The organism is Porticoccus sp. (assembly GCA_023261185.1).
GTDB classification, from domain to species: Bacteria; Pseudomonadota; Gammaproteobacteria; order Pseudomonadales; family Porticoccaceae; genus Porticoccus; species Porticoccus litoralis.
On the sequence record JALRJN010000027.1, the window covers coordinates 1 to 8,557 of the forward strand.

The window sequence follows — 8,557 nt, forward strand, 5'->3', positions numbered from 1 at the left end:
CAATCTGCATCGACTAACCGGAGGCGACGACAATGACAACCACACCCAAACAAACCGCCGAATACAACGGCTTTGCGCATTCCAAGGTAGCGGTCAGCGAGCAAACCGCCAATAACGGGCATGGCATAGACTAGGGCAGCATAACTACCCAGTACATCCAGTCCCATTGCGTCGGTGAAGAGGTGGTATTTTGTTAAATACAGTAACAGCAAATATTTCATGCCGTAGAATGAAAAACGTTCCCACATTTCCGTGGCAAAACAAACGTAGAGCCCCTTGGGATGTCCAAGCCATTCGTGGTGTTGTCTTGTCAAACTGACTCTCCAGAACGCGATCGTTGTTTAGGTCGTTTGCTGTACCTGCTGCTGGCGCTAGAATGGCCAAATGCATTTATTGAATAGGTCCGATTATGAAGTTTTCCGGTACTGATCGCTATGTCGCCACCGATGACCTGCAAATGGCAGTGAATGCGGCTGTCACCCTGAAACGACCACTCCTGATTAAAGGCGAGCCGGGCACGGGTAAAACCATGCTCGCTGAGGAAGTGGCGGCGGCTCTGGGGTGGCAATTGATTCCGTGGCATATCAAGTCCACGACCAAAGCACAGCAAGGGCTCTATGAGTACGATGCTGTGTCCAGATTGCGGGATTCACAGCTGGGCCAGGACCGGGTGCATGACATTGCCAACTACATCAAGCCCGGCAAGCTATGGCAGGCCTTTGTCGCTGATGAGCCCGTGGTTCTTCTGATTGATGAAATAGACAAGGCTGATATTGAGTTTCCCAACGATCTGTTGCTGGAGCTGGATCGTATGGAGTTCCATGTCTACGAGACCGGTGAGACCATCCGGGCAAAGCAACGACCACTGGTGATCATCACCAGCAACAATGAAAAGGAATTACCAGATGCCTTTTTGCGCCGCTGCTTTTTCCACTTCATCAAATTCCCGGAGCGGGAGACCATGGAGCAGATTGTGGCGGTGCATTTTCCCGATATTCAGAAAACCCTGGTGCAAGAGGCGCTGGATATCTTTTTTGAAGTGCGTCAGGTGCCCGGTTTAAAGAAAAAACCTTCGACATCTGAGCTAATTGACTGGTTGAAGTTGCTGCTGTCAGACAAGATTCCCGACCACCTGCTGGCGGAACGAGACCCCAGTAAAGTGATCCCGCCGCTCTACGGTGCCCTGTTAAAAAACGAACAGGACGTGCATCTGCTGGAAAAGCTGGCCTTTATGTCGCGTAGAGAGAGCCGGTAATCCGCCGGCACAGAATCCATGTTGCTCAACTTCTATCAGAGTATACGGCAGTCGCAGATTCCCGTTTCCATCAAGGAATACCTTGTGTTGCTGGAGGCTTTGCAACAGCGATTGGCCTTTGCGGACATGGATGATTTCTACCTCCTGGCAAGAACCTGCCTGATCAAGGACGAAAAATACTACGATCGCTACGACCGGGCTTTTGCAGCCTACCTTCATCAACTATCTGACATTGAACAGTTAATTGATGCCCTGATTCCTGAAGAGTGGCTGCGCAAAGAGTTTGCCAGGCACCTGAGTGATGAGGAAAAAGCCAGAATCGAGAGTCTGGGCGGACTGGAGCAATTACTCGACACGTTCAAAAAGCGACTGGCTGAACAACAGAAGCGTCATGCCGGAGGCAGTCGCTGGGTTGGTACCGGTGGTACGTCTCCCTTCGGACACGGTGGCTTTCATCCCGAAGGCATTCGTGTCGGCGGGGAGAGTGAACAGCAACAGGGCGTCAAGGTCTGGGAGCAGCGGGCATTCCGCAATCTGGACGACTCAGTCGAGCTGGGAACGCGCAATATCAAACTGGCACTTCGACGCCTGCGTCAGTTTGCCCGTACCGGCGCAGCAGAAGAGTTGGCCCTGGACGACACTATAGACGCCACTGCCCGCAATGCCGGCTTGCTGGATATCAAGATGGTTCCGGAGCGCCACAATGCGGTCAAAGTCCTGATGTTCTTTGATGTCGGAGGCTCCATGGATCCCCATGTCAAAGTGTGCGAAGAGCTGTTCTCTGCTGTAAAAAGTGAGTTCAAGCACCTGGAGTACTACTACTTTCACAATTTCCTCTACGACTATGTCTGGCGTGACAATCACCGCAGGAAAACTAACAAAACGCCCACCATGGAGCTGCTGCATACCTACAGCCGTGACTACAAGGTGATCTTTGTGGGTGATGCCACCATGTCGCCCTACGAGGTGAGTGCACCGGGCGGCAGCGCGGAGTACTACAATCAGGAAGCCGGAGCCGTCTGGATGCAGCGTATCATTGATAATTATGACCGCTTTATCTGGCTGAACCCGGTGCGTACTGATTACTGGCAGTACACACCTTCTATCAAATTGATTCAGCAATTGATGGGCCCAGAGCGCATGTTTCCCATGACTTTGGCCGGGCTGGAAAAAGGGATGACTGCACTGACCCACTGACAACCAGCGGATACGATGTGGGTAGGCGGGAATTCTGTACCTGGACCGCACGTTTCGATAGCATTGCCGGAAAACGGGCGCTAAGACAGGCCAGCCATAATAACCATAATATCGACAGAGCAGGGGAGCGGTAATGTCTGAAATCGACACGAAAATGGAAGTGATGGAGGCTGTCCGCAACTCTTGGGACCACTATGGTATTCCCCACGACTTGCCACCCAGTGAGATGCATAACCTGTTGGATATCCTCGCTGAAGCAGTCAGAAATTATGGTAGCCAACCTGCTGTCACCTCTCTGGGGGGAACGCTGACCTATGCCGAGCTGGACAGGCAGTCCAGTGCATTTGCCAGCTACCTGCAACAGCATACCGGCTTGAAGCACGGTGACCGCATTGCCATTCAGATGCCGAGCCTGATCCAGTACCTTGTGGTCACCTACGGTGCTTTCAAGGCGGGTATGGTCATCGTCAACGTCAACCCGATGTACACAGCCACCGAACTGGAGTATCAGTTCAACCACGCGGATGTAAAGGCTGTGGTGGTTTTTGACAAGTTTTTGGACCATACACTGGCGGTAAAAGACAAAGCGCCCCTGCAAACGGTTATTTCCACCTCCCCCTTTGATCTGCACTCGCCCCTGAAGCGAGTGGTGATGTCAGTGCTGATGAAATTGCTTGGCAAGGCTAGTTCTTCTGCCGGTTCAATTTCTCTTCTGGAAGCACTAAAGAAGGGTAGTGAACAACCTCATCAGGAGGTCGCTTTGGATGGTGATGACCTGGCGGTTCTTCAGTACACCGGTGGCACGACGGGCGTCTCCAAGCCGGCCATGCTCAGTCACAGCAATATGGTCAGCGTGACACGGCAATCTGCCATGGTTTTGGAAAGTTGTAGCATTGATCGGGGTGTGGAACGCTTTGTGTCGCCTCTGCCGCTCTACCACATCTATGCGTTTGCCGTGGTCATCACGGTAGGTGTTCATTTAGGCGTGCACAGCCAGTTGATCCCTGACCCACGCAATATCAAGGCGTTTGTAAAATTGCTGCGCCAGTGGCCAGCATCGGTATTTATCGGGCTAAACACGCTTTTTGTCGCGTTGATGAAAGACCCGGATTTTGGCCGTATCGATTTCTCTACCCTGAAATTCACCATATCCGGAGGGTCAGCGCTGGCGACCGGCACCAGCAACGACTGGTTTGACAAAACTGGTTGCCAGATCAGTGAAGCCTACGGTTTAACGGAGGCGTCGCCCGTGGTTTCTCTCACTCCTTCACCCGGTGGCAAGCAGGGGGCGGTGGGCATTGCTCTGCCCGGGACGGAAATAAGGATTGCCGATGACGATGGCAATCCACTGGCTGTGAATGAGCATGGTGAGTTGTGGGTGAGGGGGCCTCAGGTGATGCAGGGTTACCTGCATTTCCCGGAAGAAACCGCCAAAACCGTGACGGCAGATGGTTGGCTGAAAACCGGGGATATCGCCTCAGTGGATGAAGATGGTTTCCTGCGTATTCATGATCGAATGAAGGATATGATTATTGTCTCGGGCTTCAACGTCTACCCTAATGAGATTGAAGGTGTGGTTTCCCGTCACCCGGATGTGACCTACTGTGCTGCGGTAGGTGTGCCTGACGAGCACTCTGGTGAGGCGGTCAAACTCTATGTGGTCAGTGCCAATCCGGGACTGACCGAAAAAGACATCCGCGATTTCTGTGCCGAGCAGTTAGCCCGTTACAAACTACCCAAGTACGTTGAATTCCGTGATGAATTGCCGTTGTCCAATGTGGGTAAGGTATTGCGTCGGGAACTGCGCGATAATTGATGCCCACATTCATAGGGCCGGGTTCAACCTGGCCCGTCAGGTTTCTGATTAGTTGTCTTGAATGAACAATGAACTTCAACAATGGCGGGACAGGATTGCCGATTGTCTCGCAACGGATCGCTATCGTCTGGAACGCCTGTTGGAAAAAATCAGCCAACGTGCGGGGCAGGGCAAACCGTTTGATCGCGATCTGCAACAGTTCACTGCGCTACTGGAGCAGTCCGATGCCAGCCTGAAGGCCCGTAAAGCCAGCGTGCCGGCAATAAGCTACCCTGAAGAGCTGCCCATCGCTGGGCGTCGGGATGATATCCGCGACGCCATTGAAAATCACCAGGTGGTGGTGATCGCCGGGGAGACCGGATCCGGTAAGACTACCCAGTTGCCGAAAATCTGCCTGGAGTTGGGGAGGGGTGTGTCAGGCATGATTGGTCATACCCAACCACGGCGCATCGCCGCACGCACAGTGGCCAATCGTATTGCCGAAGAGCTGGGTCAGCCACTGGGGGAAACCATTGGCTACCAGGTACGCTTCAATGAACAGAGCAGCGAAAATACCCTGGTCAAATTGATGACTGACGGCATCCTGCTGGCGGAAATTCAGCACGACCGGTACCTGAATCGCTATGACACCCTGATTATCGACGAGGCCCATGAACGCAGCCTAAACATCGATTTCCTGCTCGGCTATCTCAAGAAAATACTGCCACAACGTCCGGACCTGAAGCTGATCATTACCTCCGCTACCATTGATGTAGAACGGTTTTCGCAACATTTTGATAAGGCTCCCGTGATTGAAGTTTCGGGCCGAACCTATCCGGTTGAAGTGGAATATCGCCCGGCTGAAGAGGATCGTGACCTGTCTCAGCAGGTACTCGACAGTGTGGAAGAGATTTTCAGCCTGCCCAAGCGTGGGGATATCCTCGTGTTTCACAGCGGTGAGCGGGAAATACGCGAAACCGCTAACGTGCTTCGCAAGGCCCAGCTGCCGAACCTTGAAGTCGTGCCTCTCTATGCCCGCTTGAGCCTGGCGGAACAGAATCGGGTATTTCAGCCACACCGAGGTGTGCGGGTGGTACTCGCTACCAACGTGGCCGAAACATCGCTGACAGTCCCCGGTATCCGCTATGTCATTGATCCCGGCACCGCGCGTATCAGCCGTTACAGCTATCGCACCAAAGTGCAGCGTTTGCCCATTGAGGCGGTTTCACAGGCCAGTGCCAACCAGCGCAAAGGCCGCTGCGGTAGGATCAGCGAGGGTGTCTGTTTTCGTCTGTATTCTGAGGAGGACTTCAACAGCCGACCCGAGTTTACCGATCCCGAAATAGTGCGCACCAATCTGGCATCGGTCATTTTGCAGATGTTGCAGATGCGCATTGGTGATATCCGTGACTTTCCCTTTGTCGATGCCCCGGATCAGCGGTTGATCAACGACGGCTTCAGCCTGTTGCAGGAGTTGCAGGCGGTTAACCGCCGCGGTGAATTAACTCGTATCGGGCGGCAGCTTTCAAGGCTGCCAGCAGATCCGCGTCTGGGTCGGATGCTTGTTGCTGCCGCTCAGGAGGGCGCCCTCAAGGAGGTGTTGATTATCGTGTCAGCGTTGAGTGTGCAGGACCCGAGGGAACGGCCTGCCGACAAACAGCAGGCCGCGGATGAAAAACACCGTCAGTGGCAGGATAAGGATTCCGACTTCGTGGCGTATCTCAACCTCTGGAATCACATGGAGGAGCAGCGCCAGGCACTGGGGCGCAACCAATTCGACAAATACTGCCGACAACAGTTTGTGTCACCACTGAGAATGCGCGAGTGGCGCGATTTGCATCATCAGTTACACGGCTATTGTCGGGAATTGAAGTTGCCTGAAAATCGTCAACCAGCCGATTACGCGGCCGTGCACCGGGCACTGCTTACGGGGTTATTGGGCCAGATCGGATTTCGCCATGAAGAAAAGGAATTTATGGGGCCTCGCAACCGAAAATTTCACGTTTTTCCTGGTTCAGGGCTGTTTAAAAAACCACCGAAATGGCTGATGGCAGCGGAAATAATCGAGACCTCACGGCTATACAGTCACGTTAATGCGCGTATTGAGCCTGAGTGGCTATCAGAGCTGGCGGCTCACCTCGTCAAGAAACACTACAGTGAACCGCACTACAGCGCACGTAGTGGCCAGGTGATGGCCTATCAGCGCCAGACATTGTATGGCTTGCCCATTGTGGACCGGCAACCCTGTCAGTACAGCAAAATTGATCCATCAGCCTGTCACGAGCTGTTTCTGCGCGCGGCGCTGGTCGAGGGCGAATATCGGGGTAAGGGAGAGTTTTTTCGTCATAACAGGGCGCTTCAGGAAGACCTGGAAGAAATGGAGTCACGAACACGCCGTCGGGATATTCTGGTAGATGATGAGGTGATGTTTGAGTTCTACCGTCAGCGTGTTCCCAGTGATGTCTTGAACCTTGCTGGCTTTGAACACTGGCGCAAGAGCGCTGAAAAAGACGATCCAAAACTACTGTGGATGGATGAAGCGTTGCTGGCTCAGCGACAGCTTGAAGAGAACACTGGCGCACAGTTTCCCGATTATCTGGAGTGGCAGGGGACACGCTACCCATTGAGCTATCACTTTGAGCCGGGTCATGCCGAGGATGGTGTCAGTGTGACAATCCCAGTCAGTATTCTTCATCAGGTGCCTGCTGCGCGCCTTGAGTGGCTGGTTCCCGGAATGTTGCGGGATAAATGCATTGCCCTCGTCAAAGGTTTGCCCAAATCACTACGGCGTCATTTTGTCCCGGTGCCGGACGTTGTCGACAAAGCATTAATCGAGATGAAACCTGCCAACGTTCCGCTAACAGAAGCCCTCGGGCATCAATTGAAGCGCCACACCGGGGTAGAAATTACACCTGAGCAGTGGCAGGCAGCGGTTTTGGACGATGTGTATCTGCTGAATGTGCGTCTGATTGACGAACAAGGAGAGTTGTTGACCAACGGCCGCGATATAAAACAACTCAAAGCGCAGTATCGGGGTAGGGTTTCTCATACGGTTGAGCAGGTTTCAGACAACGGTATTGAGCAGTCAGACCTGAATGGCTGGAATTTTGACAACCTGCCAGAAGTTTATGATATCCAACAGCAGGGTCTGACGATCCGTACCTATCCAGCCCTGGTTGCCAATGGTCAAAAGGTGGGCCTCAAGTTGCTGGACAACCCCGTCACGGCGCTGAATAGCACCCTCGATGGTATGGTCAGATTGTACCAGCTGAGCTATCCCCAGGGCGTGAAATACTTGCGAAAGGATCTGCTGAAAGGGCAGGACCTCAAGCTCAAGGCGGCACACTTGCCGGGCAGGGATGTGTTGGTGGCAGACTTGATTGATGCCGCCTACAAGAAAGTTCTGGTTGATGGTAGAGATGTGCCACGAACCCGTGCCGACTATGAACAACAGCTGGTTGCCGGTAAAGGCGAAATTGTCGCAGCGGCCAATGAGCTCGAGCAGATGCTGATTGGTTGGCTTCCGGCACTTTCAGATATCCATAAAGCAATCAAAAAACTGGGGTTGTCAGCTGTTCATTCAGTACCGGATATCAACCGCCAACTGGCGATGCTGTTTCAGTCGGGATTTCTCTATCGTGTACCCTATGACTGGCTGCAACAGTATCAACGGTACCTGAAAGCGTTGACGGTGAGGTTGGATAAACTACCGTCACAACCCGGCAAGGAGCGTGAATACGTATTGATGCTGGATAAACTCGCCAGCAAACTGGAAGGAGTTGATTCGCACTGGCAGGATTATTCCAGAGAGGTACAGGAGGGTATCTGGCAATACCGCTTTATGATCGAGGAATACCGGGTCTCTTTGTTTGCGCAGCAATTGAGGACACTGTTTCCTATTTCGGACAAGCGTATTCTGGCCCATTGGGCTACGTTGTCGCCGGGCCTGGCCGAAAGCCGTTCATAAGCTAAAAGCATAACCGCACATTTCCTTGAAACTTATTCTGTAACGCTCAGTCTGATTAGCTGTGTGGTCTGGATGATCACGCACCTCCCCCAACAAGATAACCTTTAATGGAGATACATCATGTCCAAGAAAACCCTGAAACCCCTGGCCGCAGCTGTTGGCGCTGCTTTCATGGCATCAGTTGCTATCGCCCCTCTGGCATCTGCGGCGGAAAATCCGTTTCAGGCCAACCAGCTGAGCTCTGGCTATAACCTCGCTGACTCCCATGGCGAAGGCAAATGCGGAGAAGGTAAGTGTGGCGAAGGCAAAAAAGCTGAAAAAGATGGCAAGTGTGGCGAAGGCA

The 8,557-nt window shown here is 53.0% G+C and carries 5 protein-coding genes and 1 pseudogene; 5 read left to right on the plus strand and 1 reads right to left on the minus strand.

Features of this window, described 5'->3' with window-relative positions:
- A pseudogene (locus tag ACYZYZ_RS02280) lies at positions 1-314 on the minus strand (hypothetical protein); the annotation flags it as partial.
- 95 nt (positions 315-409) lie between these two features.
- Here ACYZYZ_RS02280 and ACYZYZ_RS02285 point away from each other — a divergent pair.
- The 5 genes from ACYZYZ_RS02285 to ACYZYZ_RS02305 all read left to right on the plus strand — a co-directional run.
- Positions 410-1,255 carry an AAA family ATPase gene (locus ACYZYZ_RS02285; RefSeq protein WP_305170795.1) on the plus strand — a complete coding sequence of 282 codons (846 nt, stop codon included), beginning with the start codon at positions 410-412 and terminating at the stop codon, positions 1,253-1,255.
- Positions 1,256-1,273: 18 nt separating this feature from the next.
- Entirely contained in the window at positions 1,274-2,452 is a 1,179-nt protein-coding gene (locus ACYZYZ_RS02290; RefSeq protein WP_461483101.1) for a vWA domain-containing protein, read from the plus strand.
- 133 nt (positions 2,453-2,585) lie between these two features.
- On the plus strand, positions 2,586-4,268 hold the full coding sequence (locus ACYZYZ_RS02295) for an AMP-binding protein (protein WP_461483102.1): 1,683 nt from the start codon (positions 2,586-2,588) through the stop codon (positions 4,266-4,268).
- A gap of 61 nt (positions 4,269-4,329) precedes the next feature.
- The gene (hrpA, locus tag ACYZYZ_RS02300) at positions 4,330-8,214 is read left to right on the plus strand and encodes an ATP-dependent RNA helicase HrpA (RefSeq protein WP_461483103.1); all 3,885 of its coding nucleotides are present in this window, start codon (positions 4,330-4,332) and stop codon (positions 8,212-8,214) included.
- Positions 8,215-8,334: 120 nt separating this feature from the next.
- Positions 8,335-8,557 (plus strand): HvfA family oxazolone/thioamide-modified RiPP metallophore (locus tag ACYZYZ_RS02305; RefSeq protein WP_461483104.1); only part of this gene is annotated, 223 nt, incomplete at its 3' end.

Bases quoted from the DNA above. Each gene is read 5' to 3' on its own strand.
- ACYZYZ_RS02295 (WP_461483102.1), top strand. From the start codon at position 2,586: ATGTCTGAAATCGACACGAAAATGGAAGTGATGGAGGCTGTCCGCAAC.
- ACYZYZ_RS02285 (WP_305170795.1), top strand. From the start codon at position 410: ATGAAGTTTTCCGGTACTGATCGCTATGTCGCCACCGATGACCTGCAA.
- ACYZYZ_RS02290 (WP_461483101.1), top strand. From the start codon at position 1,274: ATGTTGCTCAACTTCTATCAGAGTATACGGCAGTCGCAGATTCCCGTT.
- hrpA (WP_461483103.1), top strand. From the start codon at position 4,330: ATGAACAATGAACTTCAACAATGGCGGGACAGGATTGCCGATTGTCTC.